30 protein-coding genes are annotated in these 24058 nt (G+C 60.5%); 12 read left to right on the top strand and 18 right to left on the bottom strand.

Translation table 11 applies throughout. From position 1 onward, the window contains the following. Positions 1 to 110: 110 nt before the first annotated feature. On the top strand, positions 111 to 1550 hold the full coding sequence (locus tag ACR0MO_RS11045; RefSeq protein WP_480891213.1) for an aldehyde dehydrogenase family protein: 1440 nt from the start codon (positions 111 to 113) through the stop codon (positions 1548 to 1550). 54 nt (positions 1551 to 1604) lie between these two features. Here the strand turns inward: ACR0MO_RS11045 and ACR0MO_RS11040 are convergent, their stop codons facing one another. Continuing rightward, positions 1605 to 2039, bottom strand: coding sequence for a glyoxalase superfamily protein (locus ACR0MO_RS11040; protein ID WP_170631145.1), 435 nt, complete (start codon positions 2037 to 2039; stop codon positions 1605 to 1607). Positions 2040 to 2216: 177 nt separating this feature from the next. Further along, a complete protein-coding gene (locus ACR0MO_RS11035) occupies positions 2217 to 3068 on the bottom strand; it encodes a bifunctional helix-turn-helix domain-containing protein/methylated-DNA--[protein]-cysteine S-methyltransferase (RefSeq protein ID WP_170453618.1) in 852 nt (283 codons plus the stop codon). Positions 3069 to 3198: 130 nt separating this feature from the next. On the opposite strand from ACR0MO_RS11035, the gene nth reads away from it, so the two are divergent. After that, positions 3199 to 3843 carry an endonuclease III gene (gene nth / locus ACR0MO_RS11030; RefSeq protein WP_480891211.1) on the top strand — a complete coding sequence of 215 codons (645 nt, stop codon included), beginning with the start codon at positions 3199 to 3201 and terminating at the stop codon, positions 3841 to 3843. Next, positions 3840 to 4829, top strand: a complete 990-nt coding sequence (locus tag ACR0MO_RS11025; protein WP_170521279.1) for an adenosine kinase — start codon at positions 3840 to 3842, stop codon at positions 4827 to 4829. The genes nth and ACR0MO_RS11025 overlap by 4 nt, the downstream gene beginning before the upstream one ends. Positions 4830 to 4994: 165 nt before the next feature. On the opposite strand, the gene ACR0MO_RS11020 is transcribed toward ACR0MO_RS11025, so the two are convergent. The 3 genes from ACR0MO_RS11020 to ACR0MO_RS11010 form a co-directional block, all read right to left on the bottom strand. Continuing rightward, positions 4995 to 5834 carry a DUF547 domain-containing protein gene (locus ACR0MO_RS11020; protein ID WP_170453616.1) on the bottom strand — a complete coding sequence of 280 codons (840 nt, stop codon included), beginning with the start codon at positions 5832 to 5834 and terminating at the stop codon, positions 4995 to 4997. After that, positions 5831 to 7204 (bottom strand): radical SAM protein, encoded by a 1374-nt coding sequence (locus ACR0MO_RS11015; protein ID WP_480891208.1) that lies wholly within the window; start codon positions 7202 to 7204, stop codon positions 5831 to 5833. Before ACR0MO_RS11015 ends, ACR0MO_RS11020 begins: the two co-directional genes overlap by 4 nt. A 67-nt stretch (positions 7205 to 7271) precedes the next feature. After that, on the bottom strand, positions 7272 to 7757 hold the full coding sequence (locus tag ACR0MO_RS11010) for an RNA pyrophosphohydrolase (RefSeq protein ID WP_170453614.1): 486 nt from the start codon (positions 7755 to 7757) through the stop codon (positions 7272 to 7274). Positions 7758 to 7894: 137 nt separating this feature from the next. Between ACR0MO_RS11010 and ACR0MO_RS11005 the strand changes: the two genes are divergently transcribed. Further along, a complete protein-coding gene (locus ACR0MO_RS11005; RefSeq protein WP_480891205.1) occupies positions 7895 to 9922 on the top strand; it encodes an FAD-dependent oxidoreductase in 2028 nt (675 codons plus the stop codon). 6 nt (positions 9923 to 9928) lie between these two features. Here ACR0MO_RS11005 and ACR0MO_RS11000 read toward each other — a convergent pair whose 3' ends face one another. After that, positions 9929 to 10537, bottom strand: coding sequence for a LysE family translocator (locus ACR0MO_RS11000; protein ID WP_170453612.1), 609 nt, complete (start codon positions 10535 to 10537; stop codon positions 9929 to 9931). 69 nt (positions 10538 to 10606) lie between these two features. Then, complete coding sequence (locus ACR0MO_RS10995; RefSeq protein ID WP_170521267.1) at positions 10607 to 11047, bottom strand: DUF4399 domain-containing protein; 441 nt, start codon at positions 11045 to 11047, stop codon at positions 10607 to 10609. A 226-nt stretch (positions 11048 to 11273) separates the two neighbouring features. Here ACR0MO_RS10995 and ACR0MO_RS10990 point away from each other — a divergent pair, with 226 nt between their 5' ends. Beyond that, positions 11274 to 12179, top strand: coding sequence for a LysR family transcriptional regulator (locus ACR0MO_RS10990; protein ID WP_170453610.1), 906 nt, complete (start codon positions 11274 to 11276; stop codon positions 12177 to 12179). 58 nt (positions 12180 to 12237) lie between these two features. Here the strand turns inward: ACR0MO_RS10990 and ACR0MO_RS10985 are convergent, their stop codons facing one another. The 4 genes from ACR0MO_RS10985 to ACR0MO_RS10970 are packed head-to-tail and all read right to left on the bottom strand — an operon-like array spanning position 12238 to position 15152. After that, positions 12238 to 13140: an OmpA family protein gene (locus ACR0MO_RS10985; RefSeq protein WP_170623253.1), complete on the bottom strand. Its 903-nt coding sequence runs from the start codon at positions 13138 to 13140 to the stop codon at positions 12238 to 12240. Then, entirely contained in the window at positions 13137 to 13694 is a 558-nt protein-coding gene (locus tag ACR0MO_RS10980) for a peroxidase-related enzyme (RefSeq protein WP_480583912.1), read from the bottom strand. The genes ACR0MO_RS10985 and ACR0MO_RS10980 overlap by 4 nt, the downstream gene beginning before the upstream one ends. 28 nt (positions 13695 to 13722) lie before the next feature. Continuing rightward, positions 13723 to 14433 (bottom strand): GNAT family N-acetyltransferase, encoded by a 711-nt coding sequence (locus tag ACR0MO_RS10975; protein ID WP_170623255.1) that lies wholly within the window; start codon positions 14431 to 14433, stop codon positions 13723 to 13725. Beyond that, the gene (locus tag ACR0MO_RS10970; protein ID WP_170623257.1) at positions 14430 to 15152 is read right to left on the bottom strand and encodes a molybdopterin-binding protein; all 723 of its coding nucleotides are present in this window, start codon (positions 15150 to 15152) and stop codon (positions 14430 to 14432) included. Before ACR0MO_RS10970 ends, ACR0MO_RS10975 begins: the two co-directional genes overlap by 4 nt. 49 nt (positions 15153 to 15201) lie before the next feature. Between ACR0MO_RS10970 and sfsA the strand changes: the two genes are divergently transcribed. The 3 genes from sfsA to map all read left to right on the top strand — a co-directional run bounded on the left by sfsA (position 15202) and on the right by map (position 17667). Further along, positions 15202 to 15915, top strand: a complete 714-nt coding sequence (sfsA, locus tag ACR0MO_RS10965) for a DNA/RNA nuclease SfsA (protein ID WP_480708407.1) — start codon at positions 15202 to 15204, stop codon at positions 15913 to 15915. Between the two features lie 33 nt (positions 15916 to 15948). After that, a complete protein-coding gene (locus tag ACR0MO_RS10960) occupies positions 15949 to 16746 on the top strand; it encodes a hypothetical protein (protein ID WP_480891202.1) in 798 nt (265 codons plus the stop codon). A 108-nt stretch (positions 16747 to 16854) separates the two neighbouring features. Then, entirely contained in the window at positions 16855 to 17667 is an 813-nt protein-coding gene (map, locus tag ACR0MO_RS10955; RefSeq protein WP_480708409.1) for a type I methionyl aminopeptidase, read from the top strand. On the opposite strand, the gene ACR0MO_RS10950 is transcribed toward map, so the two are convergent. The 5 genes from ACR0MO_RS10950 to ACR0MO_RS10930 form a co-directional block, all read right to left on the bottom strand. Then, complete coding sequence (locus ACR0MO_RS10950; protein WP_480891199.1) at positions 17655 to 17834, bottom strand: hypothetical protein; 180 nt, start codon at positions 17832 to 17834, stop codon at positions 17655 to 17657. The two genes, map and ACR0MO_RS10950, sit on opposite strands and share 13 nt — an antisense overlap. Positions 17835 to 17858: 24 nt before the next feature. After that, complete coding sequence (locus ACR0MO_RS10945; protein WP_480891196.1) at positions 17859 to 18494, bottom strand: HAD family hydrolase; 636 nt, start codon at positions 18492 to 18494, stop codon at positions 17859 to 17861. Positions 18495 to 18645: 151 nt separating this feature from the next. After that, on the bottom strand, positions 18646 to 18993 hold the full coding sequence (locus tag ACR0MO_RS10940) for a hypothetical protein (RefSeq protein WP_480780731.1): 348 nt from the start codon (positions 18991 to 18993) through the stop codon (positions 18646 to 18648). Positions 18994 to 19143: 150 nt separating this feature from the next. After that, on the bottom strand, positions 19144 to 19704 hold the full coding sequence (rsmD, locus tag ACR0MO_RS10935; protein WP_480891193.1) for a 16S rRNA (guanine(966)-N(2))-methyltransferase RsmD: 561 nt from the start codon (positions 19702 to 19704) through the stop codon (positions 19144 to 19146). Continuing rightward, entirely contained in the window at positions 19701 to 20912 is a 1212-nt protein-coding gene (locus tag ACR0MO_RS10930; RefSeq protein ID WP_480891191.1) for an NAD(P)/FAD-dependent oxidoreductase, read from the bottom strand. The genes rsmD and ACR0MO_RS10930 overlap by 4 nt, the downstream gene beginning before the upstream one ends. 100 nt (positions 20913 to 21012) lie before the next feature. On the opposite strand from ACR0MO_RS10930, the gene ACR0MO_RS10925 reads away from it, so the two are divergent. The 4 genes from ACR0MO_RS10925 (at position 21013) to ACR0MO_RS10910 (ending at position 22539) form a co-directional block, all read left to right on the top strand. Further along, positions 21013 to 21498 carry a peroxiredoxin family protein gene (locus ACR0MO_RS10925; protein ID WP_170623267.1) on the top strand — a complete coding sequence of 162 codons (486 nt, stop codon included), beginning with the start codon at positions 21013 to 21015 and terminating at the stop codon, positions 21496 to 21498. Between the two features lie 103 nt (positions 21499 to 21601). After that, a complete protein-coding gene (locus ACR0MO_RS10920) occupies positions 21602 to 21847 on the top strand; it encodes a glycine zipper 2TM domain-containing protein (protein ID WP_170453597.1) in 246 nt (81 codons plus the stop codon). Positions 21848 to 21858: 11 nt separating this feature from the next. Further along, a complete protein-coding gene (locus ACR0MO_RS10915; protein ID WP_480708411.1) occupies positions 21859 to 22203 on the top strand; it encodes an EF-hand domain-containing protein in 345 nt (114 codons plus the stop codon). Between the two features lie 24 nt (positions 22204 to 22227). Next, complete coding sequence (locus ACR0MO_RS10910; RefSeq protein WP_170453595.1) at positions 22228 to 22539, top strand: hypothetical protein; 312 nt, start codon at positions 22228 to 22230, stop codon at positions 22537 to 22539. On the opposite strand, the gene ACR0MO_RS10905 is transcribed toward ACR0MO_RS10910, so the two are convergent. Continuing rightward, complete coding sequence (locus tag ACR0MO_RS10905; RefSeq protein WP_170453594.1) at positions 22536 to 22829, bottom strand: 4a-hydroxytetrahydrobiopterin dehydratase; 294 nt, start codon at positions 22827 to 22829, stop codon at positions 22536 to 22538. The genes ACR0MO_RS10910 and ACR0MO_RS10905 overlap by 4 nt on opposite strands. Further along, on the bottom strand, positions 22826 to 24013 hold the full coding sequence (locus ACR0MO_RS10900) for a GNAT family N-acetyltransferase (protein ID WP_170453593.1): 1188 nt from the start codon (positions 24011 to 24013) through the stop codon (positions 22826 to 22828). Before ACR0MO_RS10900 ends, ACR0MO_RS10905 begins: the two co-directional genes overlap by 4 nt. Positions 24014 to 24058: the final 45 nt, after the last annotated feature.

Genomic DNA, 24058 nt, shown 5'->3' with positions numbered 1-24058 from the left:
CGCTGCAAGCGGTAAGAGATTTGATCAAAACGCCCTCTTGCCCCGCTATGCCGCCAGTGCCAGAGTGCCCCGAAACCGGCCCCAATGCCGTCTGATCAGGAGGGAGAGCCATGATCGAAAAGCGTGAATTCTACATCAACGGCCAATGGGTTGCCCCATCCGCGCCCAATGACTTCGACGTCATCAACCCATCGACAGAAGAGCCCTGCGCGGTGATCTCACTGGGCGGACAGGCTGATACCGATGCCGCCGTTGCTGCTGCCAGGGCGGCCCTGCCCGGCTGGATGGCCACCCCGGTTGCCGAGCGGATTGCACTGGTCGAGAAACTTGCCGGGATCTACCAGACCCGCAACGAAGATCTGGCACAGGCTATGTCGCTGGAAATGGGAGCGCCGATCGATTTGGCGCGGGCGGCTCAGGCAGGGGCGGGCATGTACCACCTGAACACCTTCATCCGCGCGGCCAAGGCCTTTCCCTTCGAACATCCGCTGGGCGATCATGCCCCGAACGACCGCATCATCCACGAGGCTGTCGGCGTTGCCGGTCTAATCACGCCCTGGAACTGGCCGATGAACCAGATCACGCTCAAGGTCGGTGCCGCCGCGATTGCCGGATGCACGATGGTTCTGAAACCGTCCGAGCAAAGCCCGCTGAATGCGATGATCTTTGCCGAGTTGATGGATGCCGCGGGCTTCCCGCCCGGCGTGTTCAATCTGGTGAATGGCGACGGGGTTGGCGTCGGTTCGCAATTGTCCAGCCATCCGGATGCGGACATGATCAGCTTTACCGGCTCGACCCGTGCGGGAACCGCAATTTCCAAGGCGGCTGCGGACACATTGAAAAAGGTACATCTGGAACTGGGCGGCAAAGGCGCGAATGTGGTCTTTGCCGATGCGGATGCAAATGCGGTGAAGCGCGGTGTCTTGCATATGATGAACAACACCGGCCAAAGCTGTAACGCCCCCAGCCGGATGCTGGTCCAGCGCCCGATCTACGATCAGGCCGTCGAAACCGCCGCCGAGGTGGCCAACATGGTCAAGGTTGGCCCCGCTGCCGAGGAAGGCCGCCATATCGGCCCTGTGGTGAACGAGGTGCAGTGGAGCAAAATTCAGGACCTGATCCAGAAAGGCATCGACGAAGGCGCGCGTCTGGTCGCAGGCGGCACCGGACGGCCTGAGGGTCTGAACAAGGGCTACTACGTGCGACCCACGGTCTTTGCCGATGCCAATAACCAGATGACCATCGCGCGCGAGGAAATCTTTGGCCCCGTCCTGACCATGATCCCCTTCGACACCGAGGAAGAGGCAATCGAGATCGCCAATGACACGCCATATGGCCTGACCAACTATGTCCAGACACAGGATGGCGAGCGCGCCAATCGCATGGCGCGGGCATTGCGCTCGGGGATGGTCGAGATGAACGGCAAATCGCGCAGCGCGGGGTCTCCGTTCGGGGGCATGAAGCAATCCGGCAACGGGCGCGAAGGCGGCATTTGGGGGCTTGAGGATTTTCTGGAAGTCAAAGCCGTCGGTGGCTGGGCCGCCGAGTAACGCCTGTTTTCTACGATCAAAATGTGAGGCACCCCAGGGTGCCTCGCTTTATTTTCAGGCTGGTTGGACGACAAGCTGCGGCTCTCCGTCCGATGTATGACGGGTAGACCGCCCGTCCCAACCGATCTCGCCGGTCACGCGCTGCCGGAAGGCCGAGAAGCTGTCAAACCGCACCACGTCCACGGGCGCGTCGAATTGCAGCGTCACACGGCGGTGCCCGCCATCACCCAGCATCGTCAAACCGCGAATGACCGCATTGAACGGCTGACCCAGATAGCGTCCTTTGACCCGGTCACCGACCCTGAGATGCAGCCGGTTGCCAGCCATCGCACGCAGCGTGTTCCAGTCTTTGGCCCCTTGTTGATGGGCCACCAGCTCTAGGGCCTCGCTATGCGACAGGATCACATCCGCGCTGCGCAGCCTCTCGCGCAGTCGCTTTGCCTGCGCCTTCAGCTCCGAAACCGGAGCGATGTCTTGATCAATAGTCATGTCTTGCCTCGCTTCCTTATAGGGGCGCGAAATCAGGACGGTGTTCGCATTGCCATCCGTGCGCCAGGAAAGGGCAACAGATATGCATTCAACCGGGTTTCACCAAAGCCAAAGGCCGCGAACGGCAGGGGACCCGTACCTGGCGCGCCATATGACAGCGCCGGGACGTTCTGTCAATCAGGCATCCGCCTGCGCGGCTTCATAGGCCAGCATCGCGCGTTTGACGGGCAGGCCCCAGTGATAGCCGCCAAGCCCGCCCGATTTGCGCAGCGCCCGGTGGCAGGGGATCAGCCAACTGACCGGGTTGCGCCCGACCGCCGTTCCGACTGCACGAACGGCCTGTGGCGAGCCCACCCGCTGCGCGATCTCGGAATAGGTGGTGACTTGGCCCGAGGGGATGTGCATCAGCGCCTCCCACACCTTGATCTGCAGGGGTGAGCCGATCAGGTACAAAGGCGTCGGCTGCAAACGGTCGCTGACAGACCCGAAGGCGCTCAGCACCCAGGGCCGCAGGTGCATCGGGTCCTCGACGAACTCGGCCAAGGGCCAGCGCGACAGCATATCCTCCATCGCCTCTTCCTCGCCGGTCTCGGCCCCGAAGGCCATGCCGCAGATGCCCTTGTCGGTGCCCATCACCAGCGCGGGGCCAAAGGGGCTTTCGAACCAGCCCCAATAGATCGTCAGACCTGCGCCTTTGCGGGCGTATTCGCCGGGGCTCATGGACTCCCATTTCAGAAACAGATCATGCAAGCGGCCACTGCCGGACAGGCCCACGTTATGGGCGGTTTCCAGCGTCGTGAACCGCTCGCGCAGCAGCGCTTTGGCATGGCCCAGCGTCAGGTATTGCTGGTAGCGTTTCGGTGATACGCCGGTCCAGCGCGAGAACAGTCGCTGGAAATGGGCCGGGCTCATATCCATCTGCTGCGCCAGTTCCTCAAGACTGAGGCCCTCGCCGCCCTGATCGATCAGCTCGATCGCGCGGCGCATGACGTTGTAGTGGTATCCGCTTTCCGGGGTCTGGACGTTCATGGCAGTCACCTCATCTGATGCCAAAACCATAGCGCGCAGGCCGCGCCCCCGCGACCCGGAACTTGCGCATTGGCTTTGGGCCGGAACCAAGGGGTTGTGTCATGGCCTTGCGAGCGGCATTAAGGCGCGGATGGCAAAGCAACTCGATTACCACACGATCCGCGAGATCTTTACGCGTTTTCAGGCAGCCGACCCCGAACCCAAGGGCGAGTTGGAGCATGTGAACGTCTACACTCTGGTCGTCGCCGTGGCGCTGTCGGCGCAGGCGACCGATGCGGGCGTCAACAAGGCCACGCGCGAATTGTTCAAAATCGCCGACACGCCGCAAAAGATGCTGGATCTGGGCGAAGAAGGTCTGACCCAGCATATCAAGACCATCGGCCTGTTCCGCCAGAAGGCCAAGAATGTCATCAAGCTGAGCCGTATTCTGGTCGACGAATACGGTGGTGAGGTGCCCAACTCCCGCGCCGCGCTGCAATCCCTGCCCGGTGTCGGGCGCAAGACCGCCAATGTGGTGCTGAACATGTGGTGGCGGCAACCGGCGCAGGCGGTGGATACGCATATCTTCCGTGTCGGCAACCGCACCGGTATCTGCCCCGGCAAGGATGTGGACGCGGTCGAGCGCGCCATCGAAGACAATATTCCTGCCGACTTCCAACTCCATGCGCATCACTGGCTGATCCTGCATGGCCGGTACCATTGCAAGGCGCGCAAGCCGCAATGTCCGACCTGCATCATCCGTGATCTCTGTCAATTCGAGGACAAAACCCTATGAAGACCTACCAACTGACCGGCATCGGAAATGCCGTTGTGGACGTGATTTCCCAGGCCGATGACAGTTTCCTGGAACTGATGGGCATCGAAAAAGGCATCATGCAACTGATCGAGCAGGAGCGTGGCGAGGTGCTCTATGCCTCGATGGAAGGCCGGGTGCAGACACCGGGCGGCTCGGTCGCCAATACGATTGCCGGTGCCGGGGCGCTGGGTCTGGACGCGGCCTTTATCGGACGGGTGCATGATGACGCCTTGGGTCGGTTCTATGCGGATGCGATGAACGAAGACGGCGTCGATTTCGTGAACCCGCCGGTCCCAGGCGGAGAGTTACCGACCTCGCGTTCGATGATCTTTGTCTCGCCCGATGGCGAGCGGTCGATGAACACCTATCTGGGGATTTCGTCGGAATTGTCGTCCGAGGATGTCTCGGCCGATGTGGCCAATAACAGCCAGATCATGTTCCTTGAGGGCTACCTGTTCGACAAGGAAAAAGGCAAGGCGGCATTCCTTGAGGCCGCGCGCACCTGTCATAAGGGTGGCGGCAAGGCCGGGATCGCGATTTCCGATCCGTTCTGCGTCGAACGGCATCGCGTCGATTTCCTGCTGCTGATCGAGAACGAACTGGATTTCGTGATCGGCAATGAGGCCGAAATCAAATCGCTGTTCAAAACCGATGATCTGGAAGAGGCGCTGGCAAAAACCGCCGGTATCTGCCCTCTGGTCGTGTGCACCCGTTCCGGCGATGGCGTGACTGTTCTGCATGATGGCCAGCGCGTCGATGTGCCGGTCGAAAAGGTGGTGCCGGTGGATGCAACCGGGGCCGGAGATCAGTTCGCCGCAGGCTTCCTGTTTGGCATGGCCACGGGCCGCGATTACGAGACCTGCGCCCGCATCGGCAATGTCTGCGCCCGCGAAGTGATCAGCCATATCGGTCCGCGTCCCGAGGCCAACATGCAGGACTTGCTGCGCAGCGAGGGGTTGCTATAGGCGCGCCAGCGCCGACCTGCGGGGTGGCGCTTGTACCAATTGAACCTCGCACTTAATGGTGCAACCAACTGCGCGGGTAAAACAGAGATTGACGGTGCAAAAGCGCCGCCCCGTGGGGGCGGGTCGGCGCTGGCGCGGCGGCCTTTCGGCCTTGATCCCGCGCCTTTATGACCCCGCCGCCGCGCCGTTCAGCGCCCAGTCGTATCTATAAGCCTTAACGCGCCGGACTTCTTGCAATCTGGCGCGCAATTCAGGGGCGGCTGCGGTCTGGATATAGGTCAGCACGTCCTGCTCATTCGCTCCGAAATCCTCGCGGAACCAGATATAGATCTTGGACAGGATCAGCCCCCCGCGATCATCAAAACGCACGCCGCGCGGGTCGTTGATATAGGCCCGCTCGGCTGCGGCGAGGTCTTGTTTCAGAGTTCCGGCCTCCCACGCCCGATCCATCAGGTTCGGGCAGCCCACGGCGGCGCAGTTCAGCGCGTAATGGATGCGCGGCTCATCAAATCCGGGGCGGATGATCCGGTGTTCGATATCGTTGAGCGTCAAACTCTGCCCTGCGACCGTGGCCAGGGGGCGATCCCATGGGCCAAAGGAAAGCGGCCCGTCGGTGATGTCGCGGATCGAGTCGACCGGATAAGCCTCAAGGACGACATCCACGGTCAGCGCGTTGTAGAGGTTGATCCAATAGGCCAGTTGCTGATCGCGTGTCAGGCGTGCCGGGTCAACGGATTGCAATTGCCCCAGATACTCATCCAAACGATCACGATCAGACGCGGTGACGCTGGCATAGGCCACGCGGTTCACCCCCTGCGCATCGGGCGCGACATAGCGGGACAGAAACGCGCTCCAATCGCTGTGATTCACGCGCTGCCCGGGCGGCGGGGCACTGCGGGTCAGGGCGTTGCCCGGCAAGGCCTCGGCAGGTGGCAGGGCCAGCCGTTCGACACTGGCGCAGGCCGCCAGCAAAGGCAGCAGCAAGACGATCAGCAGCTTTTTCACGAGGCATCCTTTCGGTCCCGGCGGGTCAGACGCATCTGCCCCTTCAATCGCTTCAGCGGCGCATGGGCCGGGTCGCCCAGCGCAGGAATTTCCGGCCGCGACGACAACCCTCGCATCGCCGCGTTCCACCAATAGGTTCCCATCGGGCTATCGATCCGATCCGGAGCGGCCAGATGCTGATCGCGCTGGGCATTGTGGACGCACATGGACAAGGGTCCGTTCCCGGTCGCCACCATGAACACGCATGAGGCGCAGCGATCCGCCTCTAACGCATCTGCCGCCATGAAGTTGTGGATGAACACCGCCTGCCGCCGCACCCGACCGCGGAGCAAGCCCGGGCCAAGTCGGGCGACCGAGGCCACCAAATGCGCCACCGCCCACACCGCCAAAACCGGATGCCGCAGCACCAACCGACGGACCGTGGACCGGATCACAAGATGCGCCTCGCGCCCCGTGTCCAACCGCTCCAACGCGGCGATCACCTGCTGCACCAGCTTGGCGTTCGACAGCAAGGAGACCGCTCGCCCCCCGGCGGTCAGGACGCTGGCGTAGCGGTTGCAGGCAGAATGACCGACGGAAGCCGCATCAAAATCCAGTGTCGTGCCATATCCACGCTCGATCGCGCGCATCACACTGTCCTGCGTGATGGCATCCGGGCGGGCGCGCAGCACGCCGCGCCCTGTATCGGCCTGCATCTGGAACGAGACAAAGGCAACCTCGGGCTGGTCCCGGAAGAACCGCGCCAGATCGGGCAGATCGCCAAAGTTGCCGCCAAACACCGTCGTGTTGAACAGGACCCGCACACCCAAGCCACGGGCGCGGGCAAGGTATTTTTCGCGCACAGTGTTCAGTTCAGCCTCTGATTCGAACCCGTTGCGGTCCTGAGTCATATCGACATGGAACGCGACATCATCCAGACCGGCCGCCGCCAGACGGGTCAGAAACGCCCGGCTGGCGCGGATGCCGTTTGTCATCAGGCAGGACCGCATGCCCAACCGCTTGATCTCGCGGCACAGCGCCTCAAGGTCTTCGGTTTTGCGCAGGGTCGGGTCGCCGCCGGTCAGCTGTACCGATGCACCACGGCCATAGTGGCTGTTGATTGTCGCAATCCGCGCAAACAGGACCGACAGCGGCGGATCATAGGTCATCTCGGCCCGGTCCGAGAGGTAACACAGCGTGCAGTCCAGATTGCAGCGCTGCGTCACCTCAAGCGCAACGCAGGCCATCGGGTAGAACCGGCCTGCTGTTTGAGTGGCCCCAAACTCACCGCACCCTTTCAAACCGTCGCGCAAGGGCGCGCGTCGGTCTGGGCCTTCAAATCGGCGTCCGGCGGGTTTGGCTGTGATCGGTTCGGGTAAGGTGTCTTTCATGGACCCCAAGCTAAAGGGGGTCTCAGGACGCGACTACGCCCCCTCACGCCAACGTGCGGGGCGGTGATCAGCCCAGATGTTCGGAAAACGCAGCCACCACCTGTTCATAGACGTCACGCTTGAAAGGCACAATTTCTTCAATCAGCCGATCCGGGTCCTGCCATTTCCACTTGGTGAACTCAGGATGTTCGGTTTCGATGTTGATCTGATCGTCGCGGCCCGTGAAGCGCAGCAGGAACCATTTCTGCTCTTGCCCGCGATAGCGGCCTTTCCAGATCTTGGGCACGATGTCATGCGGCAGATCATAGGGCAGCCAGCCATCGGTTGCGGCCACAACCTCGACCAGATCAGAGGTGACGCCGGTTTCCTCCCACAGCTCGCGTAGCGCCGCATCGCGGGGGTCTTCGCCCTTGTCCACACCCCCCTGCGGCATCTGCCAGGCGTCCTTGTGGCGATCGTTGCGCTGACCGACAAAGATCTGCCCATCGGCGTTCATCAGCATCAGACCAACGCAGGGGCGATAGGGCAGTTTGGCGATCTGATCAGGGGTCATGCACGGCCTCGCAAGGTTGTTTTGCCCACCTCTAACAAGCGCCGCCACGGTAGCATAGGGGGTGACGTTAGGTTTCGCGTGACAAAGTTGACGTGAACGTCAATTTAAAACGCGGAGACGGGAGGGAGAGTTTCACCATGACTGCGTACCCAAACATGCTGGCCCCGCTGGATCTGGGCTTTACCACGCTGAAAAACCGCGTGCTGATGGGCTCGATGCACACTGGACTGGAAGAGACCGGCGACTGGAACCGGGTGGCCGAGTTTTATGCCGACCGGGCGCGCGGTGGCGTGGCGCTGATGGTGACGGGCGGGATCGGTCCGAATCTGGAAGGCTCGGTTTTGCCGGGGGCGTCGATGATGACCAACGACAAAGAGGTGGCAAACCATTCCATCGTGACCGAACGTGTGCATCAGGCGGGCGGCAAGATCGCCATGCAGATCCTGCACGCGGGCCGCTATGCCTATGGCCCGAAATGCGTGGCCCCCAGCCCGGTGAAATCCCCAATCTCGCCCTTCCCGCCGCATGAGCTGGACGAAGAGGGTATCGAGAAACAGATCAGCGACATCGTGAATGCGGCCCGAATGGCCCAGAAGGCAGGCTATGACGGGGTCGAGATCATGGGGTCCGAGGGCTATTTCCTGAACCAGTTCCTTGTGACCCACACCAACAAGCGCACCGACCGCTGGGGTGGCTCGTATGAGAACCGCATCCGCCTGCCAATCGAGGTCGTGCGCCGCACGCGCGAGGCGGTGGGAACAGATTTCATCATCATCTATCGCCTGTCGATGATCGATTTGGTCCCCAACGGCTCGACCCATGACGAGGTTGTGCAACTGGCGCAAGAGATCGAGAAAGCGGGTGCGACGATCCTGAATACCGGCATCGGCTGGCACGAGGCGCGGATTCCGACCATTGCCACCAGCGTTCCCCGCGCGGCCTTTGCCTGGGTGACGAAAAAGCTGATGGGCAAGGTGTCGATCCCAGTTATCACCTCGAACCGGATCAACACGCCGGAAGTGGCGGAAGAAGTCCTGTCGACCGGCTGCGCTGATATGGTCTCGCTGGCGCGGCCGATGCTGGCGGATGCGGAATTCGTGAACAAGGCCATTGCCGGTCAGTCCGCGCAGATCGCGCCGTGCATCGCCTGTAATCAGGCCTGTCTGGACCACACGTTCAGCGGCAAGCTGACCACCTGTCTGGTCAACCCGCGCGCCTGTAACGAAACCGAACTGGTGATTGCTGCGACTGATACCGTGAAAAAGGTCGCCATCGTCGGCGCAGGTCCGGCTGGCCTGTCCACCGCAATGACCGCTGCCCAGCGCGGCCATGACGTGACCCTGTTCGACCGCGCGTCCGAGATCGGCGGGCAGTTGAACATGGCCAAACAGGTGCCGGGGAAAGAGGAGTTCTGGGGCCTCGTCGACTGGTACCGCACCATGATGGACGATCTGGGCGTGAACGTGGAACTGAACCGCGAGGTTGGTGCCGACGACCTGACCGGCTTTGACGAGGTGGTCATCGCAACCGGCGTCACTCCGCGTGATCCGCAGATTCCGGGACAGGATGGGGACAATGTCCTCAGCTATATCGACGTGCTGCGCGGCAAGGCCGAGGTTGGCAAATCCGTCGCCGTTGTCGGCGCGGGCGGCATCGGCTTCGACGTTTCGGAGTTTCTGCTGGAAGACGGCCACAGCGCCACCACCGATCTGCCGCTGTGGATGAAGGAATGGGGCGTGACAGACCCGGAAGACCACCGCGCGGGCCTTGCGCCCGAAGGCCCGCAGCCTGCGGCCCCAGCGCGTCAGGTCACCTTGTTGCAGCGCAAGAAACAGGCGCACGGCAAAGGGCTGGGCAAGACGACCGGCTGGATTCACCGCGCGACGCTGAAGATGAAAGATGTCAATTTCGTCGGCGGCGTGAACTACGAACGCATTGACGAAGACGGCCTGCATGTCAGCTTTGGCGAGGAACGCGCGGACCCGACCTTGATCGCAGCCGACAACATCGTGCTGTGTGCCGGTCAGGTCTCCGAGCGCAGTCTGGCAGACGCGCTGATCGAACGGGGCATCACTCCGCACGTGATCGGCGGCGCAGATGTCGCGGCGGAACTGGACGCCAAGCGGGCAATCAATCAGGGCACACGTCTGGCGGCCGGGCTTTAGGCCCGGTCAGTCAGACAGTGCAAGCTTCACCCCAAGCGCGCCAAAAGCCGTTGCAAAGCAGCGTTTGATCCAAGCCATCACAGATGGGCGATGAATGATGTAATCCCGCGCCAGCGCCGCGCAGGCCCCATAGGCGATGAACACAACAAAAGTCATCGCCATGAAGGCAAGCGCCAGTTGCACCAGCGCCAGACCCGCATGCGCCGTGTCCGTGGGCAGGAATTGCGGCAGGAACGCAAGAAAGAACAGCGAAAGCTTGGGGTTCAGCACGTTGATCAGCGTGCCGGTCGTCGCGATCTTAAAGTAGCCTGTGGTCGATTTCTCGGCACTCACTTCCATCGCGCCGCCCTCGCGGACGATGCCCCAGGCCATATAGAACAGGTAGAGTACACCAAGGTATTTGAGCACCAGAAACGCCAGCGCACTGGTGTGCAGCAGCGCGGCCAGCCCGATAATGCTGGCCACAGCGGCGGGCACAATCCCAAGCGTGCAGCCTGCCGCCGCCGCAACGCTGGCGCGAAACCCCCGGCCAAGCCCGATGGCCAGCGTGTAGATCACGCCCGTACCCGGCAACAGCACGACGATCAGCGATGTAAGAAGAAACTCAAGCGACATGGAACCCTCCGATCACACGTCGGAGAGTTCCTTACATCAGCGTGAAAGTAAACAGGCGTATCTGGGCGTCTACTCGACCGTAATCGTAATCACCTCGGACACAATCGGCGGGTTGTGCGGTACATGACCCGCATCGCCCAGCACCAATTGCAGAGTGTGCTGGCCTGCGGGCAGGTCCAGCGTCACCTCGGTCTGACCGCCGCCGAAATGCATATGATTGTCGTCGGCGGGCAGGCCATAAGCCAGCTCATCCGCGCCGTCCTCGCCTTCGCCAATCGGCGGGCGGTTGATCAGCAGATGGTGATGGCCGGTATTCTCGGCCTCGGTCCCGGCTGGCGCGACGCCCATACCGCTCAGGCCAAAGACCACCGTCACCGGCGATTGAACCGTGTCCCCATCCGCAAGGTTCACGAAATAGACCTTGGCGTCAGGGCTGGATGGGGTCTGCGCTTGGGCCAGGGCCAGACCAGCGGACAGACAAAACGCGACAATGGCAAATAGTGATTTCATGATCTCCTCCCAGGACACAAAAATGCCATTCTCAGCATAGCACAAATGAAAAAATGTCTAGAAATCACCGTTTGACCGGGGTGTTATTGGATCGGAAACCATTGTTTCAACGTTTCTGAACTGCAAACGATCCGATTCAAAACCCTGATATTATCCCATGTCTGCCCCGTTTCCGCCCAGATTGAGCGTCAAAACTGACGTCGAACGTAAGACCTGGGGAACGAGTATGGATCGATTGACCGAAATGGAAGCCTTCGCCAACGTGGTGGACCAGGGTGGCTTCACCGATGCGGCCAAGAAGATGGGCATCTCCAAATCGGCCGTGTCCAAGCACGTCTCGAGCCTTGAGGCGCGTCTGGGTGCGCGGCTGCTGAACCGCACAACGCGCCGGGTGTCCCCAACTGAAATCGGATTGGCCTATTACGACCGCGCGCGCCGCGTTCTGAATGACGCGGGCGAGGCGGATGCACTGGTTACCTCGATGCAATCGGCCCCGTCAGGCCTGTTGCGGATCAGCGTCGCGACGGATTTCGGGGTCAATCACCTGTCCCCTGTTCTGTCCGAATTCCTGTCCGCTTACCCGGATATCACCGTCAACATGGTGCTGAACAACCGCTATGTTGAGTTGATTTCCGAAGGGTTTGACGTGGCCGTGCGCATTGGTGAGCTGGAAGACAGCACCCTGCGCGCGCGCAAACTCACGGAAACCGTCAAACGCATGGTTGCGGCCCCCAGCTATATCGAGAAATTCGGACGTCCGCAGAAGATCGACGACCTGAACGAACACAAGTTGCTGCATTATTCCAGCCAGTCTTCGGGCAATGTCTGGAAACTGACCGCGCCATCGGGCGAAAAGCGTCAGGTGCGCACCGCCGGTTGGCTCAGCGTCAATGACGGGCAATCCCTGCTGAATGCTGCGATCTCGGGCCTCGGGATCGCTTATCTGCCCAGCTATCTGTATGCGGATGCGTTGAAATCCGGCCAGGTGCTGGACGCGATGCCGTCGCTGCCGGATGAGGTTCAGGGTGTTTACGCCGTCTACCCGCCCGGGCGTTTCACGCAGCCGAAAGTGCGGGCTTTCATTGATTTTCTGGTCGAGTCCTTCAACGAAAAGGGCCCGATGGATTGGTAAATTCTCCCGGTGAACTTTAGCGACCCGCGCTTTTTTGGTGCGGGTCTTTTTTTATGCGTCAGTTGACCAGCAATACAGCCTCGACCCGGCGATTGACATCGCGGCCCTCGGCGGTGGCGTTTGAGGTGATGGGGGCCAGATAGCCGACGCCCTGCGCCTCGATCCGGTCGGCGGCCACGCCATGCGCCTCGATCAGACGGGTTCGAACGGCCTCGGCCCGGCGCTTGCTGACTGCGATATTGGCCTGCAAGGCGCCGGTATCGTCGGTATGCCCCACAAGCGCCAGCCGCGTGTCCGGCTTATCCGTCAGGAACCCGGCCAGCAACGCGAGCGAGGCAAAGGGGCCTTCGCCCAGCGCAACCTCGCCGGTGCGAAAGTGCAGGTCGTCCAGAATGACATGACCGGTTTGCTGGAATTCAGCCAGCAAACCGCCGGCCCCATCCACACTCTGATCGATCACGACAGGTGCCGGGGCCGGCGCATCAACCGGAGTTACCCGGATCATCTGCACATAGCCATCCGGCGGATTCCGGCTGACCAGCAGGCTCAGCACCTCGGATCCCTTCTGCGCGGACAGAAACCGATAGTCCTGAATGGCGACATACATATCCGGCGTTGGCACCACTTCGGTGCCGAACCTAAAATCGAAGCCGCCGCAAATGCGGGCCTCGCATTCGTACAGAATGTCATACCCCTGCGCTTCGATCTGGTCGCGCAACGGGGCAAGCAATTGCAGCGTCGTGCTGGACCCGGCCTGCAACCGCCATGTGACCCTTTCAACCTGCCCCTCGACCGTTCGGGCCGGAACCGCTCCATCTGCGAATGGCCCGGTTGGCAGATCATAGCTGTCCAGCGGTGAAATCCGCTGACTGATCTGCTGTGCGGATTGCGGCAGCGTCAGTTCCTGCGCAACCAGCGGGCTGGCCAGGATCACGGTCAAAAGGCTTAGCGTTCGGATCATCTGTACTGTGCGTGATACTCGGGGTTTGGAACCATAGCCGTGGCGCTGGCCACGCGATTGGACATGTTGAAGAACCCGGTCACGTTGGCAATGTCCCAGATATCCCGGTCAGAGAACCCGACATCGCGCAGACGCTGGCGGTCGGGCTCTTCAATTTCGGTACTGGCTTTGGTCATCCGGGCAGCGAAATCCAGCATGGCGCGTTGGCGGTCGTCCAGCGGCGCGACGCGGTAATTCATCACCAGCATCTCACCCAGCTTTGGGTCGCCCGACAACTGCCGCACGGCAGCCCCGTGGGCCACAAGGCAATAGAAGCACTTGTTGATGGATGAGACGACCACTGCAATCATCTCGCGTTCCAGCTTTGACAACCCGCTATCTGCCAGCATCAGGTCGTTATACATGGTGGTAAAGGCGTTCAGCTTGTCGATGTCAAAGGCATAAGCCTTCAGCACATTTGGCACCATGCCCAGTTTCTCGACGCAGATATCAAAGTATTTCTGCGTCTCGGGCGGCAGCGGGTCTACCATGGGCAGGTCCAGCGCGGTAGGCATGTCTTGATGTGTCACGAAAACCTCTGTGTTAGATAAGCTGACGGTAATGGTATTCGCCCGCGATCTCCATCCCGAGCGCTTGGTACAGGCCATTTGCCCCGTCGTTCACCTTGGTGCAGATCACGCTGAAGGTTTCGGCACCATGTTCGCGCGCCCAGATCGCGGCACCCCGCACCGCCCACTGGCCCATGCCCTGACGGCGGTGATCGGGCAGAATTTCCAGCGCATGAAGCATTGCAACACCGTCATGAATAGCAACAAAAGCGACCCCGCAGGGTTGATCCTGATGCCGCAACAACAGGCCGATCTTGGGGCCTTTGACGCGCTCCATCACGGCGATGCGTTCCGGCCCTATACCCCCGGTCGCCCAGAGATCCCGCATGATCGCAAGCGGCTCCCAGACGGTGAACACCATGACACGCGGGATCGGCTGGTCGGTCAGATGGGATACCGGACAGGAATAGATGTTGACCGGATCCAGCACCTCGTACCCTCGTGCGGCAAGCTGCGCGTCAAGCGCCTCGTCCCCCGGACGCAGGCAAAAGATGCGCTTTTGCCCCATGGCCAGCATCGCCTGTTCGGCTGCTTCAATATCCGTGTCGCTGACAGGGCCAAACGCATTGGCCGCCGACACCCGCGAGCCACCGCCCTGCCCTTCGCGCAATTGAAACGGGCCCAGCCGTTCATAGCGGGCCGCGGGCCAGGTGCCGTCGACAATGTCGGCCCAGTTGACGTTCACAACTCCAGCTCTTTCGCCAGTTGGGTCATGGCGGCGTCGATCCGGGTGCCCTCGGTACCGCGAATGACGACATTTGCGCCAAAGACACCGTTGATCTGGAACGGGTAGCACCCGATTGTCAGGTCATCATAGGTTTCGGCCAGCGCGGAGAGGGTCGCTGCGATATCGCCCTCGCCCCGATTCACCCGCAGGGTCTGCGACAACAGGGGGCTGCCACCGGTCAGCTTGGGCAAAACACTGGCCACCATGGCCTGAAACACCGACGGCACCCCGGCCATCACATGCACGTTTTCGATGGTAAAGCCCGGCGCGGTCGAGACCGGGTTGTCGATCAAAATCGCCCCGTCCGGGATGCGTGCCATGCGCAGGCGGGCCTCGTTCAGTTCAAGGCCGGATTTGTCGTAATGCGCCTGCAACAGCGCCCGCGCATCATCGCGAATGTCGATATGCGCCCCAAAGGCCCGCGCGATGCAATCGGCGGTAATATCGTCATGGGTCGGGCCAATGCCACCGCTGGTGAACACATGATCGTACCGGTCGGACAGCGCCTTTGCGGCCCCTTCGATCTCGGGCGCGTCGTCGCTGACGATGCGGACCTCTTTCAGGTCGATGCCCTGTTTGGTCAACTCTCCGGCGAGATAGTGCATATTCGCGTCGCGGGTCCGGCCCGAGAGAATCTCATCCCCGATCACCAGCATTGCAGCGGTTGGATTGGCCATGGCGCTCTTCCTCTTGATCGACCCCTGGGGCAGGTATAGGCCGTGGGGCATGCGATTTGAAACCCCTCTTGTCCCCGCCCGCCTGATCCGCCGCTACAAACGCTTTCTGGCCGATTGCACGCTGGAGGACGGGCGCGAGGTTACAGCCCATTGCGCCAATCCCGGCTCGATGATGGGGCTGGCCGAGCCGGGCCAGAAAATCTGGCTGGAGCCCAATGACGATCCGAAGAAAAAGCTGAAATATGGCTGGCGACTGGTCGATCACGAAAACGGGCATTTCACCGGGGTCGATACATCGGTCCCGAACAAGGCCTTGCGTGCGGCGTTGGAGGCGCGTGAAATCCCCGAACTGGCCGCCTATGAAACCGTCCGCCCCGAGGTGAAATACGGCGAAAACAGCCGCATCGACTTTCTGCTGAGCGCGCCTGGCCTGCCCGACGCCTATGTCGAGGTCAAAAGCGTCACCCTGTCCCGCCAACCCGGTCTGGCCGAGTTCCCCGACAGCGTAACCGCGCGCGGCACCAAGCATCTGGGCGAACTTGCGGCGATGGCCGCGCAGGGGCACCGGGCGATCATGCTGTATCTGGTGCAGCGCACCGATTGCGACCGATTTGCGCTGGCCGCGGATATCGACCCGGCCTATGCGGCGGCGTTTGAGGCAGCACAGGCGAAGGGCGTTGAGCGGTTGGTCTATGGGACACGGATTACGCCGGAAGGTGTTTGGGTAGTTGCCAACAAACACCTAACTGCTCCATCCAATTAAATGAGATCAAACAGCGTACAAAGGTAATTGAAGATGAAAATTTGGACGATTAGCTATTTGTTTTTCAACGTATTATTGGCAACCGAGCTTTCTGCTGATAGTGCCGCACCTTCTTCGATTTTGGACGATCCGATTGCACGGTATACAAAGGAAAACTTGGAAGTTGATCAGTTGAGTTTCTGGTCGGAGGAAATTGTCATGCAAATTGCAGGGCAAGTTTCTCCAGATACGGCATTCTACTCAGCCTCTTTGGCTAAGATACTTGCTGACAATGCCGGTAGCGATCTGCGAATGATGGGAGACCCTGATACATGGTTTCTTTCCCAAAACTCACTGAGTGGAGGATCGAACCTGATTTTGATATTCCAAAACCTCGAAACCGAAAATCGCGAGGTGAAGGATACACTATTCCCGCAAGACATTGATGTAGATTTTACCAACTCCGCGCTTCAGGTTCGTCGTGCAGTCTGCAACGGTCTGAAGATGAGTAGACCTGGTTGCTATGGGAATTGGTCAACCAGTAGCAGCAACGTCATTGAAGCAACTGTGCAAGTCATCGATGTCAATTTATCAAACGATGAACAGAAACGGTGTGCAAATACTCTTATGCACACGTCTTTTGGAGTCGCACCGACTTTTACAACACTTACATTTTCGGATATTCCCGGTATCGACAGCGACAAGGTTTTTGTAGACTCTACTGAACCAACATTATTGTTGAGGATGTTGACGTTTTGTCGGGAAGAATTGAACACCACAACAATTCAGTGTCCAAAGGACATATTGGAAAACCTGTATATGGTGCATGCGAAACGCTTGGCCAATCAATAGCGCTTCAGTTTGATCCGTAAACTCTTCCCGCGACCCCGCACCCTCTGGAACTTTCTGCGCAAGCAGCGTAAGTAAGGGGCTGCGCGAAACATTTGGAGCTTAGCGTCGATGAAAGACCATCGTGGCCGTCTGACAAAAGACGGTATCCGCATCTACGAACAGGGTGACTTTGCCGGCATGCATGCGGCAGGGGCCTTGGCTGCGCGGATACTCGACGATATTGCCCAGCATGTGTTTCCCGGTCAGACGACCGGCGCGATTGATGAGCTGATTACCCAAATGGTCGAAGACGCGGGCGCGACCTCGGCGACCATCGGCTACAAGGGCTATCAGCACGCAAGCTGTATCAGCGTGAATCACGTGGTTTGTCACGGCATTCCGGGTGAGAAAAAGCTCAAGGATGGTGACATCCTGAACATCGACGTGACCGTCATCGTTGACGGCTGGTTCGGTGATACCTCGCGCATGTATGTTGCGGGCAAGCTGCCACGCAAGGCTGAACGTCTGATCCAGGTCACCCATGACGCCTTGTTCAAGGGCATCGAGATGGTCAAGCCGGGCAACACTTTCGGCGATATCGGTCATGCGATTCAGGCTTATGTCGAAGCGCACCGGATGAGCGTTGTTCGCGATTTCTGCGGTCACGGGCTGGGCCGGGTGTTCCACGCCCCGCCCAACGTCCTGCACTATGGCCGCCCGGGCACCGGGGCCGTGTTGGAAGAGGGTATGTTCTTCACCATCGAGCCGATGGTCAATCTGGGCCGCCCCGAGACCAAGACGCTGGCCGATGACTGGACCGCCGTGACCCGCGACAAGTCGCTGTCGGCGCAGTTCGAGCATTCGGTGGGTGTAACGGCGGATGGGGTCGAAATCTTTACCCTGTCACCCGGCGGCAAGTTCCACCCGACCTATTCTTCGTGATCGGCGGCCTGGTCGCGCAGCAGTTTCAGCAGCAGGGTTTCGTGACCCCAGGGCGTTAGCGCGTCGTTGATAAAAACCGGCGCGCGCATTGGCTTGCGCTCGGGGGCCGGTGTGGCCTCAGCCTCTTGTGAGAATGACCAAATCGGTGGTGTCAGTGCGCGGTCCATGACCAAGACACTAGCACGGAAGGGTCAAATTCCCAAAAGGCGCGGCACTTCGGCCATGTCGGTGAAGACCTCTGCGCCAATCTCTGACAGTTTGGCACCACCCCCTTCGGGCGCAAAGCCAAGACACCGCATGCCCGCGCGCATCGCGGCTGTGACGCCGTTATGGCTGTCTTCGATTACAACCGGGGCGGATGCGCCAAAATGCTGCGCGGCCAGCAGAAACATCTCGGGGTCCGGTTTTGCGGTTCCCAGTTGGTGGGCCGAGAACATGGCACCCTGAAACCGATCCCAAAGCCCGTTCTGGCCCAGCGTGATCGCCATTTTGTCCGGGCTGCCATTCGAGGCCACGCAGAACGGAATCCCGTGCTTATCGAGCCGATCCAGCAGGTCCCGAATACCCGGCATCAATGCCACACCCTGACGCAAACGCTCGTAGGTTTCCGCATAGACCTCATTGATCCAGTCATCCGGCAAATCGGCCCCCAACGCACGCGCCTTGTCCCGCACGCCAGCCATTGTCCCGCCGAGGAAAAACCCGACGCTGTCTTCCAGTGTCAGGTCCAGGCCGTACCGGGCCAGATTGTCCACCAGAACCTGATTGGACAGCGGTTCGCTATCGACCAGAACGCCGTCGCAATCGAAGATGACCAGATCGTGCATGAAGCCTCCGCGGATTTTGCGCCCGGCTTAGCCCAGTGCAGGCCCCTGCGCAATTCCACGCTCAGCAGCAATCCGCGCGCGCCGTTTCAATCTGAAACAGTTCGCCTTGTCAGAGTGTTGGGTCAAGTGCACCGAACCGGTCACAACCCGTTCAGGATGCCGAGCATGTGCCCCTGTCAAATTGCTGCCCCGCCCCCTTGACCATCATGTCATATTCCATGCTGTGATAATCGACGACAAAGGTGATCACTCCGGTATCCTGCATCAGCAGGAATGTCATGCTGTCCAGGCCGGGGTAAATATCCGCCTCGCCCTGCACGTCAGTTGTCATGATGTAGCCTTTGTCGGATCCACCCGAACGCACCAGCGTCACACCCTCGCTGTTGACGTCTGAGATGCAGTTGACGAAGAAATCATCCATGTCGATCTGGGTTTCGGCCACACTGGCCGAGGCGGCGGCACAGCCGATCAGCAGGGCTGGAAGGGTCTTGGAAAACATTCAGGTACTCACTGTCCGGGTTGCTAAACTCAATTTCGGCTACCGGCGATTCTGGCCCAAAATGTGTCCCGAACCTCCGCAAAATAGGGCATTAACCATTTGGCAGGGTCGATCACGGGAATGTGAATCCAGCCTTGCTGCGGATCAGCGTCAGTTTTCCGCGCTGCGCCACATCAGCGAGATATGCGTGTCGCCATACTTTCGGGCGCTGTGCAGATCGAACTCGTCCGGCGCGGTCATGGGGGCGTTTTCCTCCCACACGATCAGTGCGTCCGGGGCGATCCAATTGCCCTCGACCGCCCTGGCCAGGGCCTTTTGGCCCATGGCCTTGCCGTATGGCGGGTCCAGAAAGATCAAATCGTAAGGGGCATCCGGGTTGTCGCCCAGCCGCGTTGCATCGCGGCGGATCAGATCGGTACGGTCCGTACTGCGGGTCAGGTCGATATTCTTTCGGATCAATCCCTGCGCCACCCGCCCGTCATCGACAAACGTGACATGGGCCGCACCGCGCGACAGCGCCTCAAGGCCCAGCGCGCCGGTACCTGCGAACAGGTCCAGCACGCGCAGGCCGTCGAAAACGATCTGATGGGTCAGGACGTTGAACAGGCTTTCGCGCACGCGGTCGGTGGTGGGACGCAGATGCGCGCCTGCGTCCCCCTTGCCGACCGAGGCCAGAGCCCGGCCCCGGAATTCTCCGGCAATGATCCTCACGCCTTGAGCAGCGGTTTCAGGTTCGCATCCGGGTCGGCCACAATGGCCGGATCGGCGGTTTTTCCCATTTCGATCAACCGTTTGGCGACCATATAGGCGCGCGGATCGTTCATCGCGTCCACGGCAATCAACCGGTCGCCGTCGTAATACCAGAAGGACACGCTCTGGCCTTCGCCCTGCCGGGTCACGACGCGATCATAGCCGGTGTTCAGGCCTGCGATCTGCAGTTTGACGTCGAATTGATCCGACCAGAACCACGGTGTTGCCACATAATCCCTGGCCGCGCCCATCATGTTCTGGGCTACGATCTCGGCCTGATCGATCGCGTTGGGCACGCTTTCCAGACGGATGCGCGTGTCGCCATGCGGGAAGGACGCGCAATCCCCGGCGGCCCAGATCGACGGGTCCGAGGTGCGGCCATGGGCATCGGTCTTGATCCCGTTGTCCAGTTCCAGCCCCGCCATCTCGGCCAGTTGGGTCGCGGGGGCGATACCAACGCCCACTACTACAAAATCCACCTCAAGCTCGGTTCCGTCGGTCAGAACAGCGCCAACCACCTTGCCATTGTCACCGACCAGACGATCCAGCCCGACGCCTTCGCGGATATCGGCGCCGTATTCCGTATGCAGCGCGCGGAAATAGTCGCTGGTCTCGGGGGCCGCGACCCGTTGCAGGATGCGGTCGGCCATCTCGACCAAGGTCACTTTCACACCGCGCTTGGCGCAGACGGCTGCGGCCTCAAGCCCGATATAACCGCCGCCCACGATCAGGGCACGCGCACCGTCCGTGACGCGAGGCTCCATCTCATCGATATGGGCCAGATCGCGCACCACGTGCACGCCCTGCAAATCGCCACCGATCGCAGCGGGCAGGCGACGCGGGTCCGATCCGGTGGTCAGCGCCAGTTCGTCATACGAGATGACGTCATCGCCCACGGTCACGGTTTTGGCCTGCGGATCAATCGCCGTAACAGGCCGGCCCAGACGCAGAGTGATGTTGTTGTCGGCATAGAAGCTTTCGGGCCGCAGGAACAGACGCTCCAGCTCCATCTCACCCAGCAGATAGGCCTTGGACAAGGGCGGGCGCTGATAGGGCAGATGCGGCTCGGCCCCGATCAGGGTGATATCCCCGTCAAACCCATCATTGCGCAGGCGCGCAACCAAAGATGCCCCGGCCTGCCCGGCACCGATCACGACAATATGGCTCATGTTCCTCCCACCCTGTCGAATTCCCGTGGTCTCATCCACGTGGTCACCTATATTGCGGCTGAACCCGACTCTGCAAATCCAATCAACAGGAGTGCTATAAATGATTTCGACAGGTGACCAGCTACCAGATGCGACTCTCACTCAACTGGGTGCGAACGGCCCGGAAGAGGTGCGGATTTCAGACAAGACCAAAGGCCGCAAAGTTGTGATCTTTGCCGTACCCGGCGCGTTCACTCCGACATGCCATTCAGCGCATGTGCCCAGCTTCATGCGCACCAAAGACCAGTTCGACGCCAAGGGCGTGGATGAGATCATCTGCGTGTCCGTCAACGACCCGTTCGTGATGAAAGCATGGGGTGAAGCCACCGGCGCAACCGAGGCGGGCCTGACCCTGCTAGGCGACGCAGCGTCCGAGTTCACCAAGGCGATCGGCATGGATTTCGACGCCCCGCCTGCCGGGCTGATCGCACGGTCCAAACGCTATGCCATGCTGGTCGAAGACGGCACCGTCACAGCCCTGAACCTGGAAGAAAACCCCGGCGCGTGCGAGGTTTCCGCGGGCGAGGGGCTGCTGGACGTGATCTGAACCCTGACGGCCCCGGCATCGTCGGGGCCAGATGAACCCAAATTAACTTGATACAACGCCCCGTTGCGCGAATACTTGGCGCATAGAACACGGGAGTTGATTTATGAGCCTCAGATTTATTTCCCTAATTGCCGTCAGCGCAGGCGTTTTGGCCGCCTGCGGTCCGGCCCCCACCCCGCAACAACAAGCCGCGCGCCAGCACGAGATTGCCTGCCTCAGCGGAACCTTGGGCGGCGCATTGATCGGCGGCGCAATCGGCAACCAGTTCGGCGGCGGGTCTGGTAAGACAATCCTGACAGCGGCGGGCGCTGCTGCGGGCGGTTTTGAAGGGCAGAGATTCGCATGTTGAGGGGATTGAAAATGAAACCACTTATTCTTGCCGCGACTGTCGCCCTGGCGGGTGCAGCCAGCGCGGAAACCGTGGCCGAGTTGCACGAAAAAGAACTGAACAACATTGACGCCAACAATGACGGGTTTCTGTCCAAGGACGAGTTCAACGCCTTTTCCGATTACGCCTTTCAAACGATGGACGAGGACAAGAACGGCACGTTGGGTCTGGACGAAGCCAAACCGTTTCTGGACATCAATCAGATCCGGGACGTTGACCACAACGGCGACGGCTTTATCTCAAGATCAGAGTACGACGCGCAGATGGGTCGCGACTTCACCTCTGCCGATCAGGACGGAAACGAACGACTGGACTAGGCCAACTCTGAACAGGAGCGCGCTATGAACAAATGGATCGCCTTTGGGGCGCTTGTTGCACTTGCGGCCTGTGATGTACCGCAAGCCCCTGTTGTCACGGGGCCGGACGGTCAACCCCGCATTCAGATCAATCTCAGCGGGCTGACCTGCTACAATACCAAATGCCTTGATATTAATCCGGCTGCACGCAGCGTGCGGCAGGTGGGCAACCGCACAACCCGCATCCCCGGAAATATCAATGTCAGCGACGGCACCGTCACCCCGGCCGAGTTCCAGCAGATGGGCGTTGCAGCCTCATTGGCCGGCGGAATGGGATCGCGCGGGGATCGGGGCTAGATCAGGCTGTCCATCTTGCGCGCCAGCTTGGCGTCCAGCGCGGACAACCCGCCGACGTCATGGGTGGACAGGGTCACCTCGACCGTGCGGTAGACGTTGGACCATTCGGGGTGGTGATTCCATTTCTCGGCCCAGATCGCCACCTGTGTCATCCAGCCAAAGGCGGCAACAAAATTGTCGAAAATAAAGGTCTTGGTGATCGCGTCCCGGCCTTCGACCATGGTCCAGCCATTGTTGAACAGCGGGTCCAGAAGGGGGCCACGGGTCTCGGTCGACAAAAGCTCGGTCATTGCTGTTCCTCCGGGTTCGATTTTCTGAACGGGCCGTAATCCGTCAGAATCTCAATCTCTTCTCCCACCGCGCGGCCTTCGGCGTCCAGATATTTTTTGACGGCATCGGCAAATCCCGGATCGCCGACCCAATGCAGGCTGTAGGTGCGCGCCGGAAGGTAACCGCGCGCCAGCTTGTGTTCCCCCTGCGCGCCCGCCTCGACCCGCTGCAGGCCCTGAGCGATGGCAAAGTCGATGGCCCTATAATAGCACAGTTCGAAATGCAGGCAGGCGTGATGTTCGACACAGCCCCAGTACCGACCAAACAGCGTCTCGCGCCCGATAAAGTTCAGCGCCCCGGCAATCGGATACCCGTCGCGCTCGGCCAGAACCAAGGCCATATCATCCGCCATTGTATCCTGAGCGATATCGAAGAACTGCCGCGTCAGGTAGGGCGAGCCCCATTTTCGCGCGCCGGTGTCCTGATAGAACCGCCAGAACGCATCCCAATGCTCGGGGCGCAGATCATCGCCGGTCAGCGTGCGTATCTCACCGCCAAACCCGTTTGCCTGCGCCCGTTCCTTGCGGATATTCTTGCGCTTGCGCGAGGACAGGGCGTTCAGAAACCCGTCGAAATCGGCATAGGTGTCGTTCAGCCAGTGGAACTGTTGCGATTGGCGCAGCATCAGGCCCATCTGTTCGCCCGCCAACGCCTCATCCTCGGTACAAAAAGTCGCGTGGATTGATGAGACCCGATTGTCTGCCGCCAACTGCACCGCACCCTGCACCAGCGCCGACATGCCAATCGCTTCATAGCCCGGACGCACCAGAAACCGCCGCCCGGTTGCGGGGGTAAAGGGCACGGCAATCTGCAGTTTCGGGTAATAGCGCCCGCCCGCGTTTTCATAGGCATGTGCCCAGCTATGGTCGAAGATATATTCGCCCTGACTGTGCGACTTGGCATACATCGGTGCCGCCGCAATCAGCATCCCGTCCAGATAGCAGGTCAGATATTGCGGCTGCCAGCCAGTGCCCCGCCCGACCGAGCCGCTGTTTTCCAGCGCCAGCAGAAACCGATGGGTGGTGAACGGATCCAGCGGGCGCCCGCCATCGGCAGCTTCGGGACACGCGCAGGCATCCCACTCGACCGCAGAAATCTGCGAAAGCGTGCCTACGACCTGAACCTCGATTTGCGCCTGATCCATGTGCCCTCCGCGTCTGACCTTTATCTGTGACGGTCGGGGGTGGGT

Source organism: Ruegeria sp. K5 (assembly GCF_056531805.1).
Note: the sequence above shows the minus strand (reverse complement) of the source record. Positions and strands in the feature narration are given on the sequence as shown.

Excerpts from the sequence above, each read along its gene's own strand:
- ACR0MO_RS10960 (WP_480891202.1), top strand. The coding sequence starts at position 15,949 with ATGAAAATTTGGACGATTAGCTATTTGTTTTTCAACGTATTATTGGCA.
- ACR0MO_RS10980 (WP_480583912.1), bottom strand. The coding sequence starts at position 13,694 with ATGCCTACCGCGCTGGACCTGCCCATGGTAGACCCGCTGCCGCCCGAG.
- ACR0MO_RS10945 (WP_480891196.1), bottom strand. The coding sequence starts at position 18,494 with ATGCACGATCTGGTCATCTTCGATTGCGACGGCGTTCTGGTCGATAGC.
- sfsA (WP_480708407.1), top strand. The coding sequence starts at position 15,202 with ATGCGATTTGAAACCCCTCTTGTCCCCGCCCGCCTGATCCGCCGCTAC.
- ACR0MO_RS11015 (WP_480891208.1), bottom strand. The coding sequence starts at position 7,204 with ATGAAAGACACCTTACCCGAACCGATCACAGCCAAACCCGCCGGACGC.
- ACR0MO_RS10930 (WP_480891191.1), bottom strand. The coding sequence starts at position 20,912 with ATGAGCCATATTGTCGTGATCGGTGCCGGGCAGGCCGGGGCATCTTTG.
- ACR0MO_RS10905 (WP_170453594.1), bottom strand. The coding sequence starts at position 22,829 with ATGACCGAGCTTTTGTCGACCGAGACCCGTGGCCCCCTTCTGGACCCG.
- ACR0MO_RS10900 (WP_170453593.1), bottom strand. The coding sequence starts at position 24,013 with ATGGATCAGGCGCAAATCGAGGTTCAGGTCGTAGGCACGCTTTCGCAG.
- ACR0MO_RS10990 (WP_170453610.1), top strand. The coding sequence starts at position 11,274 with ATGGATCGATTGACCGAAATGGAAGCCTTCGCCAACGTGGTGGACCAG.
- map (WP_480708409.1), top strand. The coding sequence starts at position 16,855 with ATGAAAGACCATCGTGGCCGTCTGACAAAAGACGGTATCCGCATCTAC.
- ACR0MO_RS11005 (WP_480891205.1), top strand. The coding sequence starts at position 7,895 with ATGACTGCGTACCCAAACATGCTGGCCCCGCTGGATCTGGGCTTTACC.
- ACR0MO_RS10970 (WP_170623257.1), bottom strand. The coding sequence starts at position 15,152 with ATGGCCAATCCAACCGCTGCAATGCTGGTGATCGGGGATGAGATTCTC.
- ACR0MO_RS11035 (WP_170453618.1), bottom strand. The coding sequence starts at position 3,068 with ATGAACGTCCAGACCCCGGAAAGCGGATACCACTACAACGTCATGCGC.
- ACR0MO_RS10920 (WP_170453597.1), top strand. The coding sequence starts at position 21,602 with ATGAGCCTCAGATTTATTTCCCTAATTGCCGTCAGCGCAGGCGTTTTG.
- ACR0MO_RS10940 (WP_480780731.1), bottom strand. The coding sequence starts at position 18,993 with ATGTTTTCCAAGACCCTTCCAGCCCTGCTGATCGGCTGTGCCGCCGCC.
- ACR0MO_RS11010 (WP_170453614.1), bottom strand. The coding sequence starts at position 7,757 with ATGACCCCTGATCAGATCGCCAAACTGCCCTATCGCCCCTGCGTTGGT.
- ACR0MO_RS11040 (WP_170631145.1), bottom strand. The coding sequence starts at position 2,039 with ATGACTATTGATCAAGACATCGCTCCGGTTTCGGAGCTGAAGGCGCAG.
- ACR0MO_RS10950 (WP_480891199.1), bottom strand. The coding sequence starts at position 17,834 with ATGGACCGCGCACTGACACCACCGATTTGGTCATTCTCACAAGAGGCT.
- ACR0MO_RS10925 (WP_170623267.1), top strand. The coding sequence starts at position 21,013 with ATGATTTCGACAGGTGACCAGCTACCAGATGCGACTCTCACTCAACTG.
- ACR0MO_RS10915 (WP_480708411.1), top strand. The coding sequence starts at position 21,859 with ATGAAACCACTTATTCTTGCCGCGACTGTCGCCCTGGCGGGTGCAGCC.
- nth (WP_480891211.1), top strand. The coding sequence starts at position 3,199 with ATGGCAAAGCAACTCGATTACCACACGATCCGCGAGATCTTTACGCGT.
- ACR0MO_RS10910 (WP_170453595.1), top strand. The coding sequence starts at position 22,228 with ATGAACAAATGGATCGCCTTTGGGGCGCTTGTTGCACTTGCGGCCTGT.
- ACR0MO_RS11025 (WP_170521279.1), top strand. The coding sequence starts at position 3,840 with ATGAAGACCTACCAACTGACCGGCATCGGAAATGCCGTTGTGGACGTG.
- ACR0MO_RS11045 (WP_480891213.1), top strand. The coding sequence starts at position 111 with ATGATCGAAAAGCGTGAATTCTACATCAACGGCCAATGGGTTGCCCCA.
- ACR0MO_RS10985 (WP_170623253.1), bottom strand. The coding sequence starts at position 13,140 with ATGATCCGAACGCTAAGCCTTTTGACCGTGATCCTGGCCAGCCCGCTG.
- ACR0MO_RS10995 (WP_170521267.1), bottom strand. The coding sequence starts at position 11,047 with ATGAAATCACTATTTGCCATTGTCGCGTTTTGTCTGTCCGCTGGTCTG.
- ACR0MO_RS11000 (WP_170453612.1), bottom strand. The coding sequence starts at position 10,537 with ATGTCGCTTGAGTTTCTTCTTACATCGCTGATCGTCGTGCTGTTGCCG.